This window comes from Promicromonospora xylanilytica, assembly GCF_054782895.1.
Genome location: NZ_BAAGRP010000073.1, coordinates 152,246 through 176,058, shown reverse-complemented (window position 1 = coordinate 176,058; position 23,813 = coordinate 152,246). Strand labels below are relative to the sequence as shown.

The following is a 23,813-nucleotide window of genomic DNA, read 5'->3' as shown; positions in this document are numbered from 1 at the left end:
CAGTGGTCGGCGCGCGCAGGTGGGGAGAACTCCCCATGCCCGGGATGGCCACCGGACCGATCTAGCCCCGGCCAGCCCCGGGTCAGACCGCCCGGTCCGCCAGGACCTGCGCGAACTGCTCCAGCGACTCCTTGACCGGGCCTTCCGGCAGCGGAGCCAGCTCCGCCGACGCGGCCTGCGCCCACCGGACGGCAAGCTTTCGGGTCTCGGCCAGCACCGCGTGCGCGCGCAGCCGCTCCACGGCGACGGTCAGGGCCTCGTCGGAGGACAGGTCGCCGTCGAGCGTCGCGAGCAGGTCCCGGTCGTCGTCGGTCGCCGCGTCCGTGGCGACGTGCTGGCGCAGCAGCAGCACCGGCATGGTCGGCACGTGCTCGCGCAGGTCGGTCCCGGGCGTCTTGCCCGACGTCTCACCGGACGAGGCGATGTCGAGCACGTCGTCGGCGAGCTGGAACGCCACGCCCACCTTCTCGCCGTACGCGCCCACCGCCTCGATGTGGGCCTCCGGCGCACCGGCGAGCATCGCGCCCAGGCGGGCCGACGCCGACAGCAGCGCCGCCGTCTTGTCGGACAGCACCTGGAGGTAGTGGTCCACCGGGTCCTCGCCGTCGTCCGGACCCATCGTCTCGTGGAGCTGTCCCAGGCACATCCGCTCGAACGTCTTGGACTGCAGGATCACCGCCTCCGGCCCCAGCTCCGCCACGAGCGCGGACGCCCGCGCGAACAGCAGGTCGCCCACCAGGATCGCCACCGAGTTGCCCCACACCATGTGGGCGGCGGGTGCGCCGCGCCGCATCGGCGCCGAGTCCATGACGTCGTCGTGGTACAGCGACGCGACCTGCGTCAGCTCCACCACCACCGCGGCGTCCACGACCCCCGGCAGCGACCCGTCCCCCAGCTCACCCGTCAGCAGGGTGAGCAGGGGGCGGAACCGCTTGCCGCCCGCGTCGATGAGGTGCCGGGAGGCGCCGTCGGCCAGCTTGTCGGTGCTGGCGACGGCCTCGAGGAGCACCTCGTCGACCCCCGTCAGCCGGTCCGCGAGGCGCGACGCCAGCTCCGGGTCGGTGATCGGCAGGCCGAGCGCGGTCGGATCGGGCAGGTCTGTCGGAGCGGCCGGAGGTACGGACGCCGACGTACCCGTCGTCGTCTCGTGCGGCAGCGGTACGGAGGTCACGGCACGAACTTACTTGCCTCTTCGACCAGACCGAGAACCCAGGACGGGAACACGCCGAGAATCACCGTCGCGATCGCGCACACGGCGATGGCCAGAGCGGCCGGCCCACGGGACCGGACCACGGTGACCACCACCCGCTGCGGGCTCGTGACCTGCACCTTGGTGAGGGTGCCCGCCCCGCTCGCCGAGACCCCGGTGCCGGCGGCCTCCTCGGGCGCGGGCTCCGCGGGAGCCTCCTGCGCGTCTCGGACTGTGGCCTGCGACTCCTCCGGCTCGTCCTGCGCCTTCTGGAACACCATGACCACCAGGACCCGCACGTAGAACGCGACCGCGACGACGGACGCGAGCACGCCGAGGACCGCGAGCCACCACAGACCACCCGTCGTGGCACCGGTGAACGCGCCGAACTTGGCGATGAACCCCGCGGTGAGCGGGATGCCCGCCATCGAGAGGAGGAACAGCGCGAACGCCGCGGTGAGCCACGGGGCCTTGCGGCCGAGCCCCGCCCACTGCGCGATCTCCGTCGCCTCGCCGAGCACGACGCCGTCGCTCCCGCCGACCGGTCCGTTGTCCTCGCCGGTGCCCGCGGTGACCCGCCGCTCCCGCACCAGCGTGACCACGCCGAACGCGCCGATGGTCGCGAGGCCGTAGGCGATCAGGTAGAAGAGCGTCGAGGCCTGCACGGGGGCGTTGAAGCCCGCGATGCCCACCAGCAGGAAGCCGGCGTGCGCGATCGACGAGTAGGCCAGCAGCCGCTTCACGTCGGTCTGGACGATGCCCACCACGGTGCCGACGACCATCGTCAGGACAGCGACCACGACCACGACGATCTGCAGCTGTCGCATGATCTCCGGGTCGATGCTCCCCACCCCGATCGTGATGCGGTAGAGCACCTCGACGAGCGCGGCGACGGCGGCGACCTTGGTGCACGCCGCCATGAACCCGGTGATCGGCGTGGGTGCGCCGGTGTAGACGTCGGGCGTCCACGCGTGGAACGGCACGGCGCCGACCTTGAACAGCAGGCCGACGACGACCAGCAGCACGCCGGCCACGAGCAGCACGCTCATGCCCTCCAGCGGCAGGGCGCCCTGCTGCACGTTCTGGGCGATCTCCAGGAGGCGCACCGTACCCGCGAACCCGTAGATCAGCGCGACGCCGAAGATGAACAGCGCCGAGGCGAACGCACCCAGCAGGAAGTACTTGGCGGCTGCCTCCTGCGAGAGGAGCCGGCGCCGGCGCGCCGTCGCGCACAGCACGTACAGCGGGAGCGACAGCACCTCCAGCGCGATGAACATGACGATCAGGTCGTCGGTGGAGGCGAAGAGCATCATGCCGCCGGCCGCGAACAGCAGCAGCGGGTAGATCTCCGTCTGCTCCAGGCCGGCGCGCCGGGCCAGGTCCTCGTACGGCGTACCCGGCACGGCCGACGCCGCCGGGGCGAACGAGTCCTGCCCGGTCGTCGTGCGGTCGGCCACGACGAGCACGCCGAGGAAGGCCAGCACGGCGATGATGCCCTGGGCGGCGAGCGCGAACGGCGTGAGGGTCAGGCTGCCGCCCACCACCTGCACGGGCTGCGCCACGATCTGCGGCCACAGCACGGCGATGAACGCGAACGCTCCGGCCAGGGCGGCCAGGGTCAGCACGATCTGGGTGGCGCGGCGGCCCCTCTCGGGCACGAACGCCTCGATGAGCACACCGACCACGCCCGCACCCAGCACCACGAGCAGTGGTGCGAGGGCGAGCCAGTCGATCTCGGGTGCCTCGAACATCAGTTGTCGCTCCCCGTCTCCGTGGCGGCATCCGCCGGTTCGTCGACCACCGTGAGGGCCGCCGTCTGCTCGGCCGGCGCATTCACGTAGGTCAGGGCCAGGCCCGGCACGAGACCGAGCACCAGGAGGCCGGCCACGAGCGGCGCCGCGACGACGCGCTCACGCACCCGGAGGTCGGGCAGGGCCTCGAGCCCCGCGGCCGGCGGCCCCGTGAAGATCTTCTGGTAGGTCAGCAGCACGTAGATCGCGGCGAGCACCACGCCGGGGATCGCGGCGATCGCCCACGGGGCCGAGCCGGCGGGCGCGCCACCGAACGCACCGATCAGCACCATGATCTCGCTGACGAACGTCGCGAGGCCGGGCAGCGACAGCGTCGCGAGTCCCGCCACGAGGAACGTCCCCGCGAGCACCGGGGTGACCGACCGCAGTCCGCTGTAGTCGGAGATCCGCTGGGACCGCTCCGGGTGCCGGGCCACGAGGAACCCCGCCACCAGGAACAGCGCACCGGTCGCCAGGCCGTGGTTGAGCATCATGAAGCTCGACCCGGCGGTCCCCAGCGGCGTGAAGGTGAAGATGCCGAGGATGATGAAGCCGAAGTGGCTCACCGACGTCCAGCCCACCAGCCGCAGCAGGTCGGTCTGCATGATCGCCATGATCGCGCCGTACAGCACCGAGATCACCGCGAGCGCGATCACGAGCGGCGCCGCCCAGCGGGACGCCTCCGGGAACAGCGGCAGGCACAGCGTCAGCATGCCGAACGTGCCGACCTTGTCCAGCACACAGATCAGCAGGGTCGACGTGCCGGGGGTGGCGTTCGCCGCGACGTCGGGCAGCCAGCTGTGCACCGGAACCATGGGCGCCTTGATCGCGAAGGCGATGAAGAAGCCGACGAACATCAGGCGCTCGGCGGTGGTACCCAGGTCGACGGCGGCCAGCTCGTCCACGAGGAACGCCCGGCTCGGGTCGATGCCCGCGCCGATGCCGAGGAAGTACAGCGCGATCACCGCGGCGAGCATGATCAGCCCGCCACCCAGGCTGAACATCAGGAACTTGACGGCCGCCTTGCGCCGTCCGGCACCCTGCCCGAACCCGCCGATGAGGAAGTAGGCCGGGATGAGCATGGCCTCGAACAGCACGTAGAACAGGAACACGTCACGGGCGGCGAACACCGCGACCATGAACGCCTGGAGCAGGAGCACCAGGCCGACGAACTTGCGCAGCCGCACCTCGTCGCGGCCCTGTTCCGTCCAGGCGGCCAGCAGCACCAGCGGCACCAGCACGACCGACAGCGCCACCAGCAGCAGGCCGACGCCGTCGACCCCTACCGCGTACGAGGCACCGATCTGCGGGATCCACTCGTGGACGGCACCGAGCTGGTGCTCGTCCGCCGCACCCGTGTCGAAGGCGAGGAAGGCGCCGACGAGCAGGGCCACCTCCACCAGCGAGAACACGAGTGCCACGGGGCGGGCGAGGCCCACCCCCGCGCTCGCGGGGCCCGTGCGGGACCGGACGAGCGCGCTCAGCCCCACCACGGCCGCGCCGACCAGCGGCCATGCGATGAGCACGGTCAGCCAGGGAAACATCTCTCCTCCGATCACTGGGCACCACCGAGGCCGACCACGAGCCACGCGACGACGGCGACCACGAGGACGCCGCCCGCCATGCCGGCCGCGTACGAGCGGACGTAGCCGCTCTGCGCCTTGCGGAACGCTCCGCCGAACAGCGACAGGGTCTGGGGCAGCAGGCTCCAGCCACGGTCGACGACGTCACGGTCGCCGACCTGGACCAGGCGTGCGACCCCGAAGCCGGGCTTCATCACGAGCGTCTCGTTCGTGGCGTCCTGGTACAGGTCCTTGCGGGCCGCGCGGGTCAGGAAGGAGCCGCGCGGCGCCTCCTCGGGAACCAGCTGGACCGCGTACATCCGGAAGGCCAGCACCGCGCCGAGCAGCACGACCAGGATCGTGACGCCCATGATTACCGGCACGGGGAGCACCGGCTCGTGGTGCTCGGCGTGGCCGACCACCGGCTCCAGCCAGGTGGTGAACGTGCCACCGATACCGAGCACCGCACCCAGCGCGGCCGAGCCGACGCCGAGGAAGACCAGCGGCCACCACATCAGGGGCGACGGGTCGTGCGGGTGCTGGTTCTCCGTCCAGCGCGGCCGGCGTCCGCCGAACGTCATGAAGAACAGGCGGGTCATGTAGAAGGCGGTGATCGCGGCGCCGAGCACCGTGACCGACCCGAAGACCCAGGCGCGCCACGGCTGCCCGTCCACGGGGATGAACGCCGCCTCGATGATCCCATCCTTGGACCAGAAGCCGGAGAACGGCGGGATCCCGAGGATCGCCAGCCAGCCGAGCCCCATGGTGATCCACGTGATGGGCAGGAACCGCGACAGCCCGCCGAAGCGCCGCATGTCGGTCTGGTCGTCCATCGCGTGCATCACCGAGCCGGCGCCGAGGAACAGCCCCGCCTTGAAGAAGCCGTGCGTGAGCAGGTGGAAGATCGCGAACGCGTACCCGGCCGGGCCGAGGCCCGCCGCGAGCATCATGTACCCGATCTGGGACATCGTGGAGGCGGCCAGCGCCTTCTTGATGTCGTCCTTCGCGGTACCCACCACGGCACCGAAGAGCAGGGTCACGGCTCCGACGATCACCACGACGAGCTGCGCCGTCGGCGCCGCCTCGAGGATCGGGCCGGAGCGCACCATCAGGTACACACCCGCGGTGACCATCGTGGCGGCGTGGATGAGCGCCGAGACCGGCGTCGGGCCGGCCATCGCGTCGCCCAGCCAGGCCTGCAGCGGGAACTGCGCCGACTTGCCGCACGCGGCGAGCAGCAGGCACAGGCCGATGGCGGTGGCGGTGCCCTGGGACAGCGAGCCGAGGGAGTCGTCGGACAGCGTGGTCGCGAAGTCCAGGGCGCCGGTGCCCGCGAACAGCAGCGCCATCGCCGCGATGAGACCCATGTCGCCGATGCGGTTCATGACGAACGCCTTCTTCGCCGCCACCGCGTTCTCCCGGGCGGAGGGCCGCCCCGTGTCCCAGAACCCGATGAGCAGGTAGGACGCCACACCGACGCCCTCCCAGCCCACGAAGAGCATGAGGTAGGAGTCGGCGAGGACCAGCGTGAGCATGGCCGCGACGAACAGGTTCAGGTAGCCGAAGAACCGGCGCCGGTGCGGGTCGTGGTCCATGTACGCGACCGAGTACACGTGGATGAGCGATCCCACGAAGGTCACGAGCATCACGAAGGTCATGGACAACGGGTCCAGCCGGATGCCGAGGTCCACGTCCAGGCCACCGGCGGACAGCCAGGTCCACAGGTGGTGGTCGACGGAGCGTCCCTCGGCCGGCGTGCCGATCATGCGGAACATCAGGATGAAGCCGATGACCCCGGAGGCGGCCGAGGCCACCACCCCGAGCCAGTGGCCCCAGCGGTCGGTGGCCTTGCCACCCAGCAGCAGGATCGCTGCGCCGATCAGCGGGATGCCGACCAGCCAGGGGGCGAGCCCGATCACGTCGTTCACGTCTCTACCCTTCAGCCCTTGAGCAGGTTGACGTCGTCGACCGAGGCCGAGCGGCGGGTGCGGAAGATCGTCACGATGATGGCCAGGCCGACGACGACCTCGGCGGCGGCGACGACCATGACGAAGAAGGCGAGCACCTGGCCCGTCACGTCGCCGTGCATCCTGGCGAAGGTGACGAAGGCGAGGTTGGTCGCGTTGAGCATGAGCTCGACGCCCATGAACACGACGATCGCGTTGCGGCGCAGCAGCACGGTCGTCGCCCCGACGGCGAAGAGCACGGCGGCCAGGACCTGGTAGTTGGTGATGTCCATCAGGCGTCCCTCTCCGACTCGCCGGCGGCGCCGGTCGTCCCACGGATCGAGCTCGTCCTGTGGGGCGAGCTCGACGGGACCACGACCGCGGGCCCCTCGGGCGCCGGCCGTTCCTGGCCACGGATGCGCAGCACGCGCGACACGGACTGCGGCACCTGCTCACCGTCCGGCCCCAGTGCGGGCGTGTCCATCGCGTTGGACCGGGCGTAGACGCCGGGCGGCGGCAGCGGGGTGAGCACCACGCCGTCCGCCAGCGCCTTGATGCGTGCCTCGGCCACGGTCTCCTGCGTCTGCCTCGGCGTGAGCCGGCGCCGGTGCGTGAGCACGAGCGCGCCGACCGCCGCCGTCACGAGCAGCACGCCGACGGCCTCCATGGCCAGCACGTAGTCGCCGAACAGCACGCGGGCCAGCGCCTGCGGGTTGGCCACACCGGCGGGGTCGCCCCCGCTGAGCCCGGCGGCGGGCGGGAAGGTCGCGTTCGCGACCACGCCGCCGAGGATCACCGCGAGTCCGACCCCGATGAGCAGGCCGATCCAGCGCTGCCCGCGGATGGTCTCGGTGAGCGAGTCGGACGCGTCGACGCCGACGAGCATCAGCACGAACAGGAACAGCATCATGACGGCGCCCGTGTACACGACGACCTGGACGACGCCGAGGAACGGCGCCTCCTGCGCGATGTACAGGATGGCCATGCTGACCATGACGAACACCAGGCACATCGCCGCGTGCACGGCCCGCTTCACGAACAGCAGGCCGACGGCGGCCAGGACCATGAGCGGCGCGATCACCCAGAACAGGACGGTCTCGCCGCCCGAGATCACCAGCGCGGTGGGGGTCATGCCCGCACCTCCGTGCCGGTACGCGGGCCCGTCGAGGCGCCGGCGGTCAGGTCCGCCGCCGTCGTCGACCCGGGCTCGCTGGTCTCCCGCGCGCCGGTCTCGACGGCGTTCACCTGCGAACCGTCGGCCAGGACCCGCACCGAGCCGACCGACGCGGCGCCGGCCGACTTCTCGGCCGCGCCGGGTCCCTCGTCCGGGCGGAGCTGGTGCTGCCGCTGCGTGGGAGCCGGCGCCTTGCCCGACACCACGGCCTCGGCCGCGTCCAGCGTCGGGTCGTCGGGCCGCTGCTCGCGGACCCAGTCGACCTGCGCCGCCGTCGGGCCGAGGACGTCACCGCTGTAGTAGTCGGTGTCCGTCGTGCCCTCCACCATGGGGTGGGGCGCGGCCAGCATGCCCTCGGAGAGCGGGGCCAGCAGGTCCTGCTTCTCGTAGATCATGCCGGCGCGCGTCTTGCCGGCCAGCTCGTAGTCGTTGGTCATCGTCAGCGCGCGCGTGGGGCAGGCCTCGATGCACAGCCCGCAGAAGATGCAGCGCAGGTAGTTGATCTGGTACACGGAGCCGTACCGCTCACCGGGGCTCATGTGCGCGCCCTTGGAGTCGTCGGCGTTCACCTGGAGCCCCGCGTTCTGCGGCAGGGCCGCGTTGGACGCACCCTCCACGTAGATCGCGTCCGCCGGGCACGCCCAGGCGCACAGCTCGCAGCCGATGCACTTCTCCAGCCCGTCGGCGTACCGGTTGAGCTGGTGACGGCCGTGGAACCGGCGCTGGGTCGGCACCTTCTTGCGGGGGTACTGCTCCGTGACCGTGGGCTTGAACATCGACGACAGCGTCACGCCGAAGCCCGCGACGGGGGCAAAGATCTCCCCGATGGTCCCGGGCTGCGGCCGCAGGGGCTGGTACTCGCCTTCCTGACGTTCACTCACCGTGGACCTCCTTTCCGAACCGCTTGGACGGGGGCAGCTTCTCGCCGGGCAGCGGCGGTACCGGGAACCCGCCGGCGAAGGCGTCGACGGGCTCCTTGTCCTGCTCCGCGCCCGGTGGCGCTTCCTTCTTCTCCGGCCAGAACCACATGATCGCGATGAAGACGACGGCGGCCCCGATGATCACCGGGATGAACTGCTGGAAGGTCACGCCCTGCACGCGCTGCAGCCACTGGACGACGGCGAGCACGACGACCCAGCCCAGCGCCACCGGGATGAGCACCTTCCAGCCGAACACCATGAACTGGTCGTAGCGCAGGCGGAGCAGCGTGCCGCGCACCCACACGAAGACGAACATGACGGCCCAGAGCTTCAGGAGGAACCAGATGATGGGCAGCCAGCCCTCGTTGAGGGCGCCGCCGAGGAAGGCGTCGGGCACCGGGGCCCGCCAGCCGCCGAGGAACAGCGTGACCGCCACGGCGGAGACGTTGAGCATGTTGATGTACTCCGCCAGGAAGAACCAGGCGAACTTCATCGACGAGTACTCGGTCATGTAGCCGGAGACCAGCTCGCCCTCGGCCTCGGGGAGGTCGAACGGCAGACGGTTGGTCTCGCCGATCATCGAGATCACGTAGATCACGAACGCGGGAGCCAGCGGGATGAACCACCAGATCTGCGTCTGGCTCTCCACGATCTGCGACGTCGACATCGACCCCGCCATGATGAACACGCTCACCAGCGACAGGCCCATGGCGAGCTCGTAGCTGATGACCTGCGCCGTCGAGCGCACCGCGCCGAGCAGCGGGTACGTGGAGCCCGATGACCAGCCACCCAGCACGATGCCGTAGACACCGAGCGCCGCGGCGGCCAGCACGTACAGCACGGCGACCGGGAAGTCGGTGAGCTGGGCCGGGGTGGTCCAGTCCGTCCAGGGGAACGACAGGTTGGGCCCGAACGGGATCACGGCGAACACGAGCAGCGAGCAGAACACCGAGATCATCGGCGCCAGCAGGTACACGAACCGGTCGGCCCGCGTGACCGTCAGGTCCTCCTTGAGCAGGAGCTTCATGGCGTCGCCCAGCGACTGCAGCAGGCCGAACGGCCCGTGCCAGTTGGGGCCGGGACGCACCTGCATGCGCGCGACGACCTTGCGCTCGAACCAGATCGCGAAGAGCACGCTGGTCAGCAGGAACACCACGATCAGCACGGCCTTCACGATGGAGGCCCAGATGGTCTCCTGCGAGAAGTCGGCGGCCACCCCGGGCGCCGCCGCAGCCAGAGTCAGGGGATTCACAGAGCGTTCCCTTCCGAGTTGTCAGACGTGCGGGTCACCGGGGTGACCTGGGCGTCTGACCCGTGGGGGGTGACGGTGACGAGGTCGCCCGCGGCCGCGCCGAGCGTGTCGTGCACACGGCAGCCCGTGCTGTTGAGCGGCACCCACACGACGCCGTCGACCATCCCCGCGGTCACGGCGGCGGGCACCTTGACGGCACCGCGCGCCGTGCTGACCGTGACCTGGTCGCCGTCGGCCACGCCGAACCCGGCCGCCGTGGCGGCGGACAGGCGGGCGACGGGCTGCTTGGCCGTGCCGGCGAGGAACTGCTCGCCGTCCTGGCCGCGCCCCGCGTCGAGCTGGAGACGCCAGGTCGCGAGCACGGCCTGCCCCGCCCCGATCTGCGGCGGTGCCGCGGGTGCGCCGGCCTGGACCCGCAGCCGGTCCCCGGTCCAGGCACCGTGCTGCGTCATGGCGATGGAGAGGTGGGCCTCGGTCGGCGATGCCGCCTGCAGGTCCACGCCGAGGTGCTGGGCCAGCACGTGCAGCACGCGGTGGTCGGGCAGGGCGCTCGACTCGAGCGCCGCACCGAAGGACCGCACGCGACCCTCCCAGTTCCAGTAGGAGCCCGCACGCTCGACGGGCGGCGCGACGGGCAGCACCACGTCGGCCCGCTCGGTCACCTCGGAGGCTCGTACCTCCAGGCTCACGACGAATCCCGCCGCGTCGAGCGCGGCACGCGCGGCGGCCGGGTCGGGCAGGTCGGCGAGCTCGACGCCCCCGACGATCGCCCCGCCCAGCGCGCCGTCCGTCAGCGCGGCGAGGATGCCGGCCGTGTCACGACCCGGGGTGTCCGGGAGCTCCGCGCCCCAGGCCTCGGCGATCTGGGCACGGGCTGCGGCGTCCGCGACCGGGCGACCGCCCGGCAGCAGCTCGGGCAGGAGACCCGCCTCGACACCGCCCCGCTCACCCGCGCGACGCGGGATCCACGCGAGGCGTGCGCCGGTCGCCTCGGCGAGGCCGAGCGCCGCGGCGTAGGCACCGGGAGATCCGGCCAGACGCTCACCCACGAGGATGACCGCGCCAGGCTGGGCCAGGGCTCGGGCGTCGACGTCGGAGCCTTCGGGCGCCAGGTTCGCGGTCAGTCCGGTCAGCCACTCCGCCTCGGTGCCCGGTGCGGCGGGCAGCAGCGTGCCGTCCATCCGGGACAGGCCACGCGTCGCGTAGGGGGCGACGGAGAATACCCTGGTCCTCGCGGGCCCCTGGGCGCCCTTGCGCAGGCGGAGGAACGTGATGCCTGCCTCCTCCTCGGCCTCCAGGCCGACGAGCAGCACGGCCGGCGCCTGCTCCAGGTCACCGAACGTGACGCCGATCCCCGACCCGGCCACGACCTGGGCGAGGAACGCCGCCTCCTCCGCGGAGTGCACCCGGACCCGCTGGTCGACGTCGTTGGTGGCCAGCGCCGTGCGCGCGAAGCGCGACCAGGCGAAGGCGTCCTCGACGGTGAGCCGGCCACCCGGCAGCACGCCGACGCCGCCGGCCTGCCGTGCCTTGGTCAGCCCGGCCGCGGCGATCTCGAGCGCCTCGACCCAGGACGCGGGGCGCAGCGTGCCGCCCTCACGGACCAGCGGCGTGGTGATCCGGTCGGCGGCCGTCTGCCACGTGAACGCGAAGCGGTCCTTGTCGGTGATCCACTCCTCGTTGACCACCGGGTCCTCGCCGGACAGCCGGCGCAGCACCTGACCGCGGCGGTGGTCGATGCGGATGGCGGAACCGCAGGAGTCGTGCTCCGCGATGCTCTCGGTGCTGACCAGGTCGAACGGCCGCGACCGGAACCGGTAGCCCGCGCCGGTGAGCGCGCCCACCGGGCAGATCTGCACGGTGTTGCCGGAGTAGTAGGACGAGAACGGCCGCCCGGACGTGTCGGTGGTAGCCTCCCCGATCGGGCGGTCCACCGGCCCGGTGCTCGACTCCGCCCCGGCGAACCCGAGCACGTCCTCGTCGAACCGGCCGATCTGCTGGTGCGCGCCACGGTCCTGGAGCGCGATGAACGCGTCGCCGGCGATCTCCTCGCTGAACCGGGTGCAGCGCTGGCACAGCACGCACCGCTCCCGGTCGAGCAGGATCTGCGTGGACAGGGCGATCGGCTTGGGGAACGTGCGCTTGACGTCCACGAACCGCGTGTCGGCGCGGCCGTTGGACATCGCCTGGTTCTGCAGGGGGCACTCGCCGCCCTTGTCGCAGACCGGGCAGTCCAGCGGGTGGTTCATGAGCAGCAGCTCCATGACACCCTGCTGCGCCTTGTCCGCGACGGCGGAGGTGTGCTGCGTCTTGACGATCATGCCGGGCGCGACCGTCATGGTGCAGGACGCCTGCGGCTTCGGCATGGGCCGCACGTTGCCCTCGCGGTCCGGCATGGAGACCTCGACGAGGCACTGCCGGCAGGCGCCCGCCGGCGCCAGGAGGGGATGGTCGCAGAACCGCGGGATCTGGATCCCTGCCTGCTCGGCCGCGCGGATGATCAGCGTGCCCTTGGGCACGCTGACCTCGGTGCCGTCGATGGTGAAGGTGACCAGCTCGACCGGTGCGGCCTCGGCCTGGGCGTTGTTCGTCGTGACGGTCATCGGTGACCTCCCGCGCCGGCGCCCGCGAGGGTGCCCGGAGTGCGTGTCTTGGGGGTGTACGGGAAGAGTGCCGACGCGCTCGGGTCGAACGGGCAGCCGTGCCCGTCGATGTGCGCCTGGTACTCCTCGCGGAACAGGTTGATGCTGGAGGTGATCGGCGAGACGGCGCCGTCACCCAGCGCGCAGAACGCGCGGCCCAGGATGTTGTCGCACAGGTCGAGCAGCAGCTCGAGGTCGCCGTCCTGACCCTCGCCGTCCTCGATGCGGTGCAGCACCTGCTTGAGCCAGTACGTCCCCTCGCGGCACGGCGTGCACTTGCCGCACGACTCGTGCGCGTAGAAGTCGGTCCACCGGGTCGTCGCGCGCACCACGCACACCGACTCGTCGAAGATCTGCAGCGCCCGCGTGCCCAGCATCGACCCGGCCGCGCCCACGGACTCGTAGTCGAGCGGCACGTCGAGGTGCTCGTCCGTGAAGATCGGCGTCGAGGAACCGCCAGGGGTCCAGAACTTCAGCTCGTGCCCCGCGCGGACACCGCCTGCCAGGTCGAGCAGCTCGCGCAGCGTGATACCGAGCGGCGCCTCGTACTGGCCGGGCCTCGTGACGTGCCCCGACAGGGAGAACAGGCCGTGGCCCTGCGACTTCTCCGTGCCCATCGAGGAGAACCAGTCGGCGCCCTTGGCGACGATCGCGGGAACGGAGGCGATGGACTCCACGTTGTTCACCACGGTGGGCCGCGCGTACAGGCCGGCGACGGCGGGGAACGGCGGCTTGAGCCGCGGCTGGCCGCGCAGCCCCTCGAGCGAGTCGAGCAGGGCCGTCTCCTCGCCGCAGATATAGGCGCCGGCGCCCGCGTGCACGGTGACGTCGAGGTCGTAGCCGGAGCCCAGGATGTTCTTGCCCAGGTAGCCGGCCCGGTACGCCTCCTCGACGGCGTTCAGCAGCCGGCGGTAGACGTGCAGCACCTCGCCGCGCACGTAGATGAACGCGTGGTCGCAGCCGATCGCGTAGCTGGTGATCGCCACGCCCTCGATCAGGTGCTGCGGGCTGGCGAGCATGAGCGGGATGTCCTTGCAGGTGCCCGGCTCCGACTCGTCCGCGTTGACCACCAGGTAGCGCGGGCCGCCGTCGGGCGGGGGCAGGAAGCCCCACTTCATGCCCGTGGGGAAGCCCGCCCCGCCGCGGCCGCGCAGGCCGGAGTCCTTGACGGCCTGCACGAGGTCGGCGGGCTCCGTCTTCAGGGCCTTCTTGAGGCCGGCATAGCCACCCGCGCGCTCATAGGTGGCCAGGCGCCACGAACGGTCCTTGTCCCAGGTGTCGGTCAGTACCGGTGTGAGGGTCACTTCGCGTCCTCTCCGGACTTCTTGTCCTTGCCCACCTGGGTGTCCGCGGCCGTCGTCGGCTTGCGGTCGGCGCTCGACCCGGGCTCGCCCGTGATGGTCTCGCCCGCCTGGTCCGCCCCCGCGGCCGGACCGGAGGGGGCCGTCCAGCCGCGCTCGCGCGCGATCCGCAGCCCGGCCAGCGTCGGCTCGCCCGTACCGGCGTCCTCGTCGGCGCGCCCGTCCGGGAACCCTGCCAGGACGCGGCTCATCTGCTTGAACGAGCACACCGACGTGGCGCCCCGCGTCGGGGCGACGTCCTCGCCGAGCCGCAGCTTGTCCGCGAGCGCCGTCGCCGTCTCGGGGGTCTGGTTGTCGAAGAACTCCCAGTTGACCATCACGACGGGCGCGTAGTCGCAGGCCGCGTTGCACTCGACGCGTTCGAGCGTGATCGCGCCGTCGTCGGTGGTCTCGTCGTGCCCGACGCCGAGGTGCTCGCTCAGCTCGTCGAAGATGGCGTCGCCGCCCATGACCGCGCACAGCGTGTTGGTGCAGACGCCGACGGTGTAGGTGCCGTTGGGGTGCCGCTTGTACTGGGTGTAGAAGGTGGCGACCGCGGACACCTCCGCCGCGGTGATGCCGAGCATCTCGGCGCAGAAGAGGATGCCGTCCTTGCTCACGTACCCGTCGACGGACTGCACGAGGTGCAGCATCGGCAGCAGGCCGGAACGGGGGTCGGGGTACCGCTCCATGATCGCCGTGGCGTCCGCCGTCAGTGCCGCCAGGGTCTCGCCGTCGTAACGGGTCCTGGTCTGCACGGGTTCTGCGGTCATCGGTCCACACCTCCCAGCACGGGGTCCAGGGACGCGACGGCGACGACGACGTCGGCCACCTGGCCGCCCTCGCACATCACGGAAACGCCCTGGAGGTTGTTGAACGAGGGGTCGCGGAAGTGCGCGCGGTAGGGGCGGGTGCCGCCGTCGGACACGACGTGCACGCCCAGCTCGCCGCGCGGGTGCTCCACGGTCTGCCATGCCTGGCCGACGGGGACGCGGAAGCCCTCGGTGACCAGCTTGAAGTGGTGGATCAGGGCCTCCATGGAGGTGCCCATGATCTTCTTGATGTGCTCCAGCGAGTTGCCCTGTCCGTCGCCGCCGACGGCGAGCTGGGCGGGCCAGGCGATCTTCTTGTCGGCCACCATGACCGGCTCGCCCTCCGTGCGGTCGAGCCGCTCCATGGCCTGCTCGATGATCTTCAGGGACTGGTAGCACTCCTCGACACGGAGCACCACGCGGTCGTAGCAGTCGGCGCCCTTGGCGGTGGGGACGTCGAAGTCGTACGTCTCGTAGCCGCAGTACGGGTTGTCCTTGCGGACGTCGTAGGGCAGTCCGGTGGACCGCAGCACGGGACCGGTGATCGCGAGCGCCATGCAGCCGCTGAGGTTGAGGACGCCGACGCCGGTCAGCCGTGCCTTGAAAATCGGGTTGGCGAGCATGAGGTCCGTGAGCTGCTTGAGGTAGCCACGCACGTTCTTGAGCGCTGCGCGGGCCTGGGTGGTGAAGCCCTCCGGCACGTCGACGGCCACGCCGCCGGGGCGGATGTACGCGTGGTTCATGCGCAGGCCGGTGACCGCCTCGAACAGGCGCAGGATCTCCTCGCGGGCCGTGAACCCGACGGTCATCACGGTGGTGGCGCCCATCTCGTTGCCGCCGGTGCCGAGGCAGACCAGGTGGGAGGCGATCCGGTTGAGCTCCATCATGAGGACCCGGATCACGGAGGCGCGCTCGGGCACGTCGTCGGTGATGCCGAGGAGCTTCTCCACCGCGAGGCAGTAGGCGGCCTCCTGGAACAGGGGCGCCACGTAGTCCATGCGGGTGCAGAACGTGGTGCCCTGCGTCCACGTCCGGAACTCCATGTTCTTCTCGATGCCCGTGTGGAGGTAGCCGATACCCGCACGGGCCTCGGTGACGGTCTCGCCGTCGATCTCCAGCATGAGGCGCAGCACGCCGTGCGTGGACGGGTGCTGCGGACCCATGTTGACGACGATCCGCTCCTCGCCGATCGCCTCGCGCGCGATGTCGTCCCAGTCGCCGTCGCCGTAGGCCTCGAAGGCGCGCACCGTCGACGACATGTCCTCGTTCCCGGCGGGCCTGGTCGCATGCGGTGCGTGCGGCCGGTGGTCTGTCGGAGCGCTCATCAGTAGCTCCTCCTCGTGTCCGGCGGGGGCACCGTGGCCCCCTTGTACTCGACGGGGATACCGCCGAGCGGGTAGTCCTTGCGCTGCGGGTGGCCCACCCAGTCGTCCGGCATCTCGATGCGGGTCAGGGCGGGGTGACCGTCGAAGACGATCCCGAAGAAGTCGAACGTCTCGCGCTCGTGCCAGTCGTTGGACGGGTACACGGACGTCGTCGACGGGATGTGCGGATCGTCGTCGGGCGCCGTGACCTCGAGCCGCAGCCGACGCGAGTGCGTGACCGAGGCCAGGTGGTAGACCGCGTGCAGCTCCCGGCCGGCGTCGTGCGGGTAGTGCACGCCGCTCACGCCGAGCGACAGCTCGAACCGCAGGTCCTGGTCGTCACGCAGCGCCTGGCAGACGGCGACGACGTGCTCGCGGGCGACGTCGATCGTCAGCTCCGCCTGCTGCGCGTCCGCGCTGTCGGCGCCGTGCAGGTCGACGACGACCTTCTCGATGGCCTGTTCCGGCGGCACGCCGGCGTCGGTGAGCACCTCGGTCAGCACGTCGACGACCTGGTCGAACCAGCTCCCGTACGGGCGTGCCGACGCCGCAGGCATCGCCACCGGGGTGACCAGACCGCCGTAGCCCGACGTGTCGCCGGAGCCGGACACGCCGAACATGCCGCGCTTGACCTCGACGACCTCGAGCGTGGTGGCGTCCTCGGGTGCCTGCAGCGCAGACCGCTGGTCACCGCCGGGCGTGACATCGCTCATCGCAGCAGCCCCTTCATCTCGAAGGTCGGCGTTGCCTCCATCGCGGCGGCCTCGGCCGCACGTGCCGCCTCGACCCGGTTCACGCCCAGCGGCGAGCTCTGGATCTGGTCGTGCAGCCCGAGGATCGCGTTGATCAGCATCTCCGGGCGCGGCGGACAGCCGGGCAGGTAGATGTCGACCGGCACCACGTGGTCGACGCCCTGCACGATCGCGTAGTTGTTGAACATCCCGCCCGACGACGCGCACACACCCATCGAGAGCACCCACTTGGGCTCGCTCATCTGGTCGTACACCTGGCGCACCACCGGGGCCATCTTCTGGCTCACCCGCCCCGCCACGATCATCAGGTCGGCCTGCCGCGGCGACGCACGGAACACCTCCATGCCGAACCGCGAGAGGTCGAACCGCGACGCACCCGCCGCCATCATCTCGATGGCGCAGCAGGCCAGGCCGAACGTGACCGGCCACACCGAAGCCTTGCGCAGGTACCCGGCGAGATCCTCGATCGTCGTCAGCAGGAAACCTGACGGCGCTTCCTCGACACCCATGTCCCCTCCTTGCTGCCGGGCCCCGCCCGGCGTCGCTGCACGGCGCCTGACGGCGCCGCGCATGAAGTCGTTGGTCAGACCCAGTCGAATCCGCCGCGACGCCACTCGTAGACGAACGGCACGGTGATCAGCGCAAGGAACGCCAGCATCGCCACCAGACCGAACGTCGCGAGCGTCGTGAAGTCCACGGCCCACGGGTAGAGAAAGACGACCTCGATGTCGAAGACGATGAATGTCATCGCCACCAGGTAGTACTTGATCGGCAGCCGCCCACCACCCACCGCCTGCGGTGTCGGCTCGATGCCGCACTCGTAGGAGTCGAGCTTGGCGCGGTTGTAGCGCTTGGGTCCGATGACGGCGCTCGCGGCGACACCACCGAGCGCCAGGACCGCCCCGATCGCCATGAGGATCAGGATGGGTACGTACGGGTTCATGCTGTGCCCTTCATGGACGGCTTGCCCTTCATGGACGTGATGCTCATGCGCTCGGGACCACCCTGGTCAGGCCGGCGATGACGCGGTCGACCCAGTCGCCGCCCTGCGGCTCGTAGCAGTCGGACAGGAGCTTGAGCGTGAACTGCATGACGACCTTGCGCGGTAGCCCGTACCGCACACAGATCCGCATGATCTCGGGGTGCTCGATGAGCCGCACGAACCAGCGGCCCAGCGTGTAGTAGCCACCGAGGTCCTCGCGCATGCGGTCGGCGTAGGTACCGAGCGTGGCCTCGCGGGCGGCGTCGGTGCTCTTGTGGCGGGCCTGGCTGATCGCCTCGGCGGCGACCCGGCCGGCCTGCAGCCCGTAGGCGATGCCCTCGCCGTTGAACGGGCTCACCATGCCGGCGGAGTCGCCGGCCAGGAGCACGCCGTCCGCGTAGAGCGGGCCGCGGTTGTACCCCATGGGCAGGGCGGCGCCGCGGATCGGCCCACGCTCCGGCTCGTGCAGCAGGTCCCAGCCCTCCGGCGCGCTCTTGGCCAGCCAGGTCTCCATGAGGCGCCGGTAGTCGATGCCCGCCTTGGACTGGCGCGCGGGCGTCGAGTGCACGCTGCCGAGGCCCACGTTCACCGTGCCGTCGCCCAGCGGGAAGATCCAGCCGTAGCCGGGCAGCAGCGCGCTCTTGCCCGGCTCACCGTCCCACAGCTCGAGGTGGGACTCCATGAACGGGTCCTCGTGGCGCGGGGTGCGGTAGTAGGCGCGGACGGCGGTACCCATCGGACGGTCGTCCCGCCGCTCGCGGCCGATCGCGAGCGAGAAGCGCGAGCTCACGCCGTCGGCGGCCACGACCACCGGGGCGCGCAGCTCCGTGACGGGGCCCTCCGCCCGGCCGCGGGCGTCGAGCGGCTGGGCCGTGACACCGACCACGCGGCCGTCGTCGTCCCGGAGCGGTCCGGTGACCTTGGTGCGCTGCAGCAGCTTGGCGCCGCTCGCCTGCGCGTGCTGGGCCAGGGTGTGGTCCAGGCTCATCCGGGTACGGGCCATGCCGTAGCCCGGGTAGGTGGTGAGGCTCGGCCAGTCCAGCTCGTAGGAGCGGCCACCGCCGTGGACGCGCAGGCCGCGGTTGCGGATCCAGCCGTCCTCCTCGCGGGTGGGCACCCCCATGCGGACCAGCTCGGCCACCGCGCGCGGGGTCAGGCCGTCACCGCAGATCTTGTCGCGCGGGAACTCGCCCTTCTCCAGCAGCAGCACGTCGAGACCCGCGGCCGCGCACCAGTGCGCGGTGGACGAGCCGGCAGGGCCGGCGCCCACCACGATGACATCCGCGTCGTCGCGTCTTGCTGTTCGCACGTTCACCCCCGTTGGGAACCCGCTGCTGGCCGCTGCTGACCTTGCTGTGCGGGGTCGGTCCGGCTTCCTGACAAGCCCTTGTGAACCCTGTCACAACACCGACACCCTAGCCACACTTAGGGGGGATTGTGTAGGAAGGTTCCCCTTACTTGGAGGGCGATGCCGGGGGCTCCGCGCCGACGATTCCCGCCGTGTGCGCCGCGATGGCGAGCTGCGTCCGGTTCTCCAGGCCGAGCTTGGCGAGGGCGCTCGAGATGTGCGCCTTGACCGAACCGTGCGACAGGTACAGGCGGCGGGCGATCTCCGCATTGCCAAGGCCTTTCGCCACCGCGACGGCGACCTGCCGCTCACGGTCGGTGAGCGTCGCGAGGGCTTCCTCGCCGGGCCGGTCCGCTGGGTCGTGCCCCGCACCGGCGGGGCTCACGACAGCGGAGCCCGGCTGGTCCCCCGCGGTGGCCCCTGGCACCTCCGTGACGTGGTCGATGAGCCGCCGCAGGGCGGCGGGCGAGACCGTCGGCTCACCGTCGGCCGCCGCCCTGATCGCCCGGACGATCTCGGCCGGCGGTGTGTGCTTGAGCAAGAACCCCGACGCCCCGGCGCGCAACGCGTCGAGCACGACAGGTTCGCTGTCGAACGTGGTCAGCACGATCACCACGGGCTGCGGCGCGTCCGGAGTCGACCGGAGGGCGCGCAGCGCGGCGACGCCGTCCACGCGCGGCATCCGGACGTCCAGCAGCACGACGTCGGGTGCCGCCCGCCGCACGAGGCCCACCAGCCGGTCGCCGTCGTCCGCGTCGCCGACCACATCGACTCCTGGCGCCCCCGTGAGCATCAGCCGCAGCCCCTGGACGACGAGCGGGTCGTCGTCGACCAGAACCACCCGGACCGGCGTCACGCTCGCTCCGGCGGCAGGTGCGCGGCCAGGCGGAACTCACCGTCGCGGACGCCGTGCTCGAAGCGGCCGCCGTCGACCCGCACCCGCTCGGCGAGCCCGGTCAGCCCGGCTCCGGCGCCGGGGATCTCGCTGGCCGTGACCCCGACGGGCAGCGGGTTGGCCACCGCGACATACACCTGCTCGTCCGCCAGGCCGATGGTGACGGTGACGACGGCGCCCACCGCGTGCTTGCGCGCGTTCGTCAGCCCCTCCTGCACCGTCCGGTAGACGGTGCGCTGGACGTTGTCCGGCAGGTCGGCGAGCGGGCCGAGGTCCAGCCGCGCCGTGACCCGCTGCCCTGCGCCACGCGCCTCGTCCACCAGCCGTGGCACGTCGCGGAGCAGCGGCTGCGGCCGCTCGGGCAGGGCCTCCGACTCCGCACCGGGCGCGGGGACTGCCGCAGGGTCCCGCAGCACGACCAGCACCTGCCGCAGCTCCTCGACGGCCAGGTGCGCGTTGTGCCGGATCACCGTCGCGGCGGCGCGCACCTCGTCGAGGGTGGGCGGGACCTCCCCGGCCGTGCGGTACTCCAGCGCGCCCGCATGCACGGAGAGCAGCGAGACCCGGTGTGCCAGCACGTCGTGCATCTCGCGGGCGATGCGCTCGCGCTCCCCCCGGCGAGCTCCCTCGAGCCGCGCCGCCGCGAGCGCCCGCTCGCGCGCGGCCTCGGCGCGCAGGCCCTCGAGCACGAGCCGGCGCGAGCGCGTGAGCAGCCCGAAGCTGAGCGCCAGGAGGTGCAGGAGCGAGATCACGATCAGGAACGAGGGCCAGTCGACCCCGGGGATGGGGAACACCGCGTGGTACGGGATCGCCGCTGCGAGATAGGCGCCCACGAGCGGTACCGACACCTTCGGGCGCAGGTAGGCCGCCATCCGGTAGATCACGACGACGACCGCGAACGCCGCGCTCGCCGACAGCGCCGCCGGCACGAAGACCACCAGGCCGACCGGGAGCGGGTGGCTGCGGGTCCACCAGAGCGCGGCACAGGCCAGCAGGCCCATGGCATAGTCCCAGGGCAGGAACCAGTCCGTGACCCCCGGTGTCTGGTCCCGCGCCGGGTCCAGGTACGACGCCCAGACCAGGAGCGCGAGGACGAAGAGCAGCCAGTCCACCAGCCACTGGACGCCGGTCCGCGACCCTCGCAGCGGGCTCGGCCCGGCGCGGACGGACCGTCGTCCGCCCTCGACCGGAAGCGCCGCGGTGACCATGCGTCGAGAATAGGTACCCACGGCGCGGTACTGCCACGGGATCGAGCAGGTCTGGCCGATCGGCCGAACCCGGAGGCGTGGACTGGCCGATCGGCCGATGCGGGCCGGGCCGCCGCGTACCAGGCTGGCGCCATGACCTCTGAACCCTCGACCCTGGACAGCGTTCCGTCGTCCCGTGCGGTCCCCGCGTTCGAGCTCGTCGGGCTCCGCAGGGAGTTCGCCGACAAGGTGGCGGTGGACAGCATCGACCTCCGTGTCCCGCCCGGATCGTTCTTCGGCCTCGTCGGTCCCAACGGTGCAGGCAAGACCACTGCCCTGTCGATGGCGGTCGGCCTGCTGCGGCCGAGCGCGGGCCGGGCGCTCGTGCACGGCGTGGACGTCTGGGACGACCCGATCGCCGCCAAGCGCCTGCTGGGCGTGCTGCCCGACGGTCTCGCCCTGCCCGAACGGCTCACCGGCGGCGAGCTGCTCACCTACTGGGGGCGGTTCCGCCGGCTCCCCGCACGGACCGTGGCGGACCGCGCCAAGGAGCTCCTGCGCGTCCTCGAGCTGGAGGAGGCCGAAGGGCTCGGCACGCTCGTCGGCGAGTACTCCACCGGCATGCGCAAGAAGATCGGGCTGGCGACGGCCCTGCTGCACTCGCCACGCCTCCTGGTCCTCGACGAGCCGTACGAGGCGGTGGACCCGGTCTCGGCCCGGGTGCTCACGGCCATCCTGCGCCGGTTCACGGACTCCGGTGGCTCCGTCATCGTCTCCAGCCACGTGATGAGCCTGGTCGAGCAGCTCTGCGACCGGGTGGCGATCATCGCCCGGGGCCAGGTGCTCGCCGACGGCACCCTCGACGAGGTCCGCGGTGCGGGCACCCTGGAGGACCGGTTCGTCGAGCTGGTCGGTACCGCCGATCTCGCGGAGGAGGACCTGGCATGGATCGGGAGCTGATCTCGCTCAAGCTCACCGCGCTGCGCCACACCGCGGCGGGCATGCGCCCGGCCGGGTGGGTGATCGGCGGTCTGCTCGTCGCGGCCACCTGGACCGCTGTGCTCGTCGCCGGCGGGGACGACGCCCGGCACTCGATCCTCACGCTGGCCCTCCTGTTCTGGGGCGTCGGCGCGGCCATCGGCCCTGTCCTGATGAGCGGCGCCGGCACCCTGCGCCCCGGCTGGTTCGCGCTGCTGCCGATCCCCCGGCGAACGCTCGGCCGGGGCCTCCTGGTGAGCGTCTACGTGAGCATCGCCGCCGCGATCGTGCTCGCCGCGCTGCTCGCGGTCGGGCTGCACGCCGTGCTGCTGGACCCCGTCACGCTCGTCATCGCGATCCCGGCAGCCGCGCTGACCTGGGTGCTCGTGATCGCGCTGTCCCGCCTGATCTACGGCCTGCTCGGTGCGGCGATGGGCTCGCGCGTCGGCATCGAGATCGCGTCGATCCAGTTCGGTCTGATGTTCGCCGGGATGTTCGCCGGCTGGATCCCTGTGACCATCGCCATCGAGCGCACGCCGGACCTGCTGGCGACCGGCATCACCGACGGCGCGGTGACGCGCGGCCTGGACCTGAGCCCCACCTCCTGGCCGGTGCTCGCGGTCGAGAGCGCCGCACGCGGGGACTGGGCCGGCGCCCTCCTCCTGCTCGGCGCGCTCGCGCTGTGCGCGGGCGCCGTCGTGGCAGCCGCCATTCCTCTCCTCGTTCCCTCGACCCGCCCGCGTGCCCAGCGGCGCGGTGGCCGGCGCCGGTCCGCCGGCCTCGTCGCCGGTGGCGGATTCCTGCCGCGCACGCAGACGGGCGCGGTGATCGCCAAGGAGCTGCGCCAGTGGAGCCGGGACGGCTGGCGGCTCCTCGAGGTGCAGTCCGCCGTGTGGGGCGGAGTGCTCATCGGAGCATTCGCGCTGACCAGCGAAGACCTGAGGAACATCGCGCCGTTCGCCGGCCTGTTCGTGGCCTTCATGCTCGGCATCGCGGCCTGCACCATGTACGGCCAGGACGGCAGCGCGGTGTGGCTCGACGTCATCGGCCAGGACGAGACATCGGTCCGGGCGGATGTCCGGGGCCGTCAGTGGGGCGCTGTGCTGACCTTCCTGCCCAAGGTGCTGGTGGTGACCGCGGCGTTCGTGGTGCTCAGCCAGGCCTGGTGGGCGATCCCGATCCTGTCGGCAGCGCTTCCTGCCCTGTTCGGGGCAGCCTCCGGCGCCGCGGTGCTGGTGGCCGCCGTCGGTGTGTCGCCTGGCGTCGACCCGCGCCAGCGCGTGGGCCCCAATGACGCCGTCGGGAACATCAGTGTGCACATCTGGGTGCTGATGCTGATCATCTCGATCGCGGTAGTGCCAACGGCGGGGATGGTCGTCGCGCTGGCGACCTCGCCGTCGGCCTGGCTGGCGACGCTCACGGTGCTGGTCGGGCTCGCCAACGGCTTCGGCGCCGCGTGGCTGCTCGGCCGGATCACCGCCGGCTACCTGACCGATCGGCTGCCCGACCTGTTCAGCCGCATCCGGTACGGCCAGGTGTTTCGCGAGCTCGGCACGGAGAGCACCCTCGACTGGTTCGAGTCGAGGACGCTCAGGGGCGAGCAGGAGGCCAAGGCACGACAGCAGAAGGAGCGCGCGGACCGGATCGCCAACAGCTCGTCCAGGTAGCGCGCCGGCCGGG

The 23,813-nt window shown here is 71.6% G+C and carries 20 protein-coding genes; 2 read left to right on the top strand and 18 right to left on the bottom strand.

What is annotated here, in order from left to right; translation table 11 throughout:
- Positions 1 to 82: 82 nt before the first annotated feature.
- From ACYVK7_RS22775 to ACYVK7_RS22690, 18 genes are all read right to left on the bottom strand, one after another.
- A complete protein-coding gene (locus ACYVK7_RS22775; RefSeq protein WP_460890002.1) occupies positions 83 to 1,171 on the bottom strand; it encodes a polyprenyl synthetase family protein in 1,089 nt (362 codons plus the stop codon).
- A complete protein-coding gene (gene nuoN / locus ACYVK7_RS22770) occupies positions 1,168 to 2,940 on the bottom strand; it encodes an NADH-quinone oxidoreductase subunit NuoN (protein ID WP_460890001.1) in 1,773 nt (590 codons plus the stop codon). Before nuoN ends, ACYVK7_RS22775 begins: the two co-directional genes overlap by 4 nt.
- Positions 2,940 to 4,523, bottom strand: a complete 1,584-nt coding sequence (locus tag ACYVK7_RS22765) for an NADH-quinone oxidoreductase subunit M (RefSeq protein WP_460890000.1) — start codon at positions 4,521 to 4,523, stop codon at positions 2,940 to 2,942. Before ACYVK7_RS22765 ends, nuoN begins: the two co-directional genes overlap by 1 nt.
- Before the next feature lie 11 nt (positions 4,524 to 4,534).
- Positions 4,535 to 6,460, bottom strand: coding sequence for an NADH-quinone oxidoreductase subunit L (gene nuoL / locus ACYVK7_RS22760; RefSeq protein ID WP_460890028.1), 1,926 nt, complete (start codon positions 6,458 to 6,460; stop codon positions 4,535 to 4,537).
- A gap of 20 nt (positions 6,461 to 6,480) precedes the next feature.
- On the bottom strand, positions 6,481 to 6,780 hold the full coding sequence (nuoK, locus tag ACYVK7_RS22755) for an NADH-quinone oxidoreductase subunit NuoK (protein ID WP_460889999.1): 300 nt from the start codon (positions 6,778 to 6,780) through the stop codon (positions 6,481 to 6,483).
- Entirely contained in the window at positions 6,780 to 7,619 is an 840-nt protein-coding gene (locus tag ACYVK7_RS22750; protein ID WP_460889998.1) for an NADH-quinone oxidoreductase subunit J, read from the bottom strand. Before ACYVK7_RS22750 ends, nuoK begins: the two co-directional genes overlap by 1 nt.
- Positions 7,616 to 8,542 carry an NADH-quinone oxidoreductase subunit NuoI gene (gene nuoI, locus ACYVK7_RS22745; protein ID WP_460889997.1) on the bottom strand — a complete coding sequence of 309 codons (927 nt, stop codon included), beginning with the start codon at positions 8,540 to 8,542 and terminating at the stop codon, positions 7,616 to 7,618. The genes ACYVK7_RS22750 and nuoI overlap by 4 nt, the downstream gene beginning before the upstream one ends.
- Complete coding sequence (gene nuoH, locus ACYVK7_RS22740; RefSeq protein ID WP_460889996.1) at positions 8,535 to 9,833, bottom strand: NADH-quinone oxidoreductase subunit NuoH; 1,299 nt, start codon at positions 9,831 to 9,833, stop codon at positions 8,535 to 8,537. The genes nuoI and nuoH overlap by 8 nt, the downstream gene beginning before the upstream one ends.
- Complete coding sequence (locus tag ACYVK7_RS22735; RefSeq protein ID WP_460889995.1) at positions 9,830 to 12,436, bottom strand: NADH-quinone oxidoreductase subunit G; 2,607 nt, start codon at positions 12,434 to 12,436, stop codon at positions 9,830 to 9,832. Before ACYVK7_RS22735 ends, nuoH begins: the two co-directional genes overlap by 4 nt.
- Entirely contained in the window at positions 12,433 to 13,779 is a 1,347-nt protein-coding gene (gene nuoF / locus ACYVK7_RS22730) for an NADH-quinone oxidoreductase subunit NuoF (RefSeq protein ID WP_460889994.1), read from the bottom strand. Before nuoF ends, ACYVK7_RS22735 begins: the two co-directional genes overlap by 4 nt.
- The gene (nuoE, locus tag ACYVK7_RS22725) at positions 13,776 to 14,588 is read right to left on the bottom strand and encodes an NADH-quinone oxidoreductase subunit NuoE (RefSeq protein ID WP_460889993.1); all 813 of its coding nucleotides are present in this window, start codon (positions 14,586 to 14,588) and stop codon (positions 13,776 to 13,778) included. Before nuoE ends, nuoF begins: the two co-directional genes overlap by 4 nt.
- On the bottom strand, positions 14,585 to 15,886 hold the full coding sequence (locus ACYVK7_RS22720) for an NADH-quinone oxidoreductase subunit D (protein WP_460890027.1): 1,302 nt from the start codon (positions 15,884 to 15,886) through the stop codon (positions 14,585 to 14,587). The genes nuoE and ACYVK7_RS22720 overlap by 4 nt, the downstream gene beginning before the upstream one ends.
- 65 nt (positions 15,887 to 15,951) lie before the next feature.
- Complete coding sequence (locus ACYVK7_RS22715) at positions 15,952 to 16,704, bottom strand: NADH-quinone oxidoreductase subunit C (protein WP_460889992.1); 753 nt, start codon at positions 16,702 to 16,704, stop codon at positions 15,952 to 15,954.
- On the bottom strand, positions 16,701 to 17,252 hold the full coding sequence (locus ACYVK7_RS22710) for a NuoB/complex I 20 kDa subunit family protein (protein ID WP_460889991.1): 552 nt from the start codon (positions 17,250 to 17,252) through the stop codon (positions 16,701 to 16,703). Before ACYVK7_RS22710 ends, ACYVK7_RS22715 begins: the two co-directional genes overlap by 4 nt.
- A gap of 74 nt (positions 17,253 to 17,326) precedes the next feature.
- Positions 17,327 to 17,686, bottom strand: coding sequence for an NADH-quinone oxidoreductase subunit A (locus ACYVK7_RS22705; protein ID WP_460889990.1), 360 nt, complete (start codon positions 17,684 to 17,686; stop codon positions 17,327 to 17,329).
- 43 nt (positions 17,687 to 17,729) lie between these two features.
- Complete coding sequence (locus tag ACYVK7_RS22700) at positions 17,730 to 19,034, bottom strand: geranylgeranyl reductase family protein (RefSeq protein WP_460889989.1); 1,305 nt, start codon at positions 19,032 to 19,034, stop codon at positions 17,730 to 17,732.
- Positions 19,035 to 19,179: 145 nt separating this feature from the next.
- A complete protein-coding gene (locus ACYVK7_RS22695; RefSeq protein ID WP_460889988.1) occupies positions 19,180 to 19,929 on the bottom strand; it encodes a response regulator in 750 nt (249 codons plus the stop codon).
- Entirely contained in the window at positions 19,926 to 21,176 is a 1,251-nt protein-coding gene (locus ACYVK7_RS22690) for a sensor histidine kinase (RefSeq protein WP_460889987.1), read from the bottom strand. The genes ACYVK7_RS22695 and ACYVK7_RS22690 overlap by 4 nt, the downstream gene beginning before the upstream one ends.
- Positions 21,177 to 21,308: 132 nt before the next feature.
- On the opposite strand from ACYVK7_RS22690, the gene ACYVK7_RS22685 reads away from it, so the two are divergent.
- A complete protein-coding gene (locus ACYVK7_RS22685) occupies positions 21,309 to 22,115 on the top strand; it encodes an ABC transporter ATP-binding protein (protein ID WP_460889986.1) in 807 nt (268 codons plus the stop codon).
- A complete protein-coding gene (locus tag ACYVK7_RS22680) occupies positions 22,100 to 23,800 on the top strand; it encodes a hypothetical protein (protein WP_460889985.1) in 1,701 nt (566 codons plus the stop codon). The genes ACYVK7_RS22685 and ACYVK7_RS22680 overlap by 16 nt, the downstream gene beginning before the upstream one ends.
- Positions 23,801 to 23,813: the final 13 nt, after the last annotated feature.

Bases quoted from the DNA above. Each gene is read 5' to 3' on its own strand.
- nuoK (WP_460889999.1), bottom strand. From the start codon at position 6,780: ATGGACATCACCAACTACCAGGTCCTGGCCGCCGTGCTCTTCGCCGTC.
- ACYVK7_RS22765 (WP_460890000.1), bottom strand. From the start codon at position 4,523: ATGTTTCCCTGGCTGACCGTGCTCATCGCATGGCCGCTGGTCGGCGCG.
- nuoN (WP_460890001.1), bottom strand. From the start codon at position 2,940: ATGTTCGAGGCACCCGAGATCGACTGGCTCGCCCTCGCACCACTGCTC.
- ACYVK7_RS22750 (WP_460889998.1), bottom strand. From the start codon at position 7,619: ATGACCCCCACCGCGCTGGTGATCTCGGGCGGCGAGACCGTCCTGTTC.
- ACYVK7_RS22685 (WP_460889986.1), top strand. From the start codon at position 21,309: ATGACCTCTGAACCCTCGACCCTGGACAGCGTTCCGTCGTCCCGTGCG.
- ACYVK7_RS22705 (WP_460889990.1), bottom strand. From the start codon at position 17,686: ATGAACCCGTACGTACCCATCCTGATCCTCATGGCGATCGGGGCGGTC.
- ACYVK7_RS22735 (WP_460889995.1), bottom strand. From the start codon at position 12,436: ATGACCGTCACGACGAACAACGCCCAGGCCGAGGCCGCACCGGTCGAG.
- nuoE (WP_460889993.1), bottom strand. From the start codon at position 14,588: ATGACCGCAGAACCCGTGCAGACCAGGACCCGTTACGACGGCGAGACC.
- ACYVK7_RS22715 (WP_460889992.1), bottom strand. From the start codon at position 16,704: ATGAGCGATGTCACGCCCGGCGGTGACCAGCGGTCTGCGCTGCAGGCA.
- ACYVK7_RS22710 (WP_460889991.1), bottom strand. From the start codon at position 17,252: ATGGGTGTCGAGGAAGCGCCGTCAGGTTTCCTGCTGACGACGATCGAG.
- ACYVK7_RS22680 (WP_460889985.1), top strand. From the start codon at position 22,100: ATGGATCGGGAGCTGATCTCGCTCAAGCTCACCGCGCTGCGCCACACC.
- ACYVK7_RS22720 (WP_460890027.1), bottom strand. From the start codon at position 15,886: ATGTCGTCGACGGTGCGCGCCTTCGAGGCCTACGGCGACGGCGACTGG.
- ACYVK7_RS22690 (WP_460889987.1), bottom strand. From the start codon at position 21,176: ATGGTCACCGCGGCGCTTCCGGTCGAGGGCGGACGACGGTCCGTCCGC.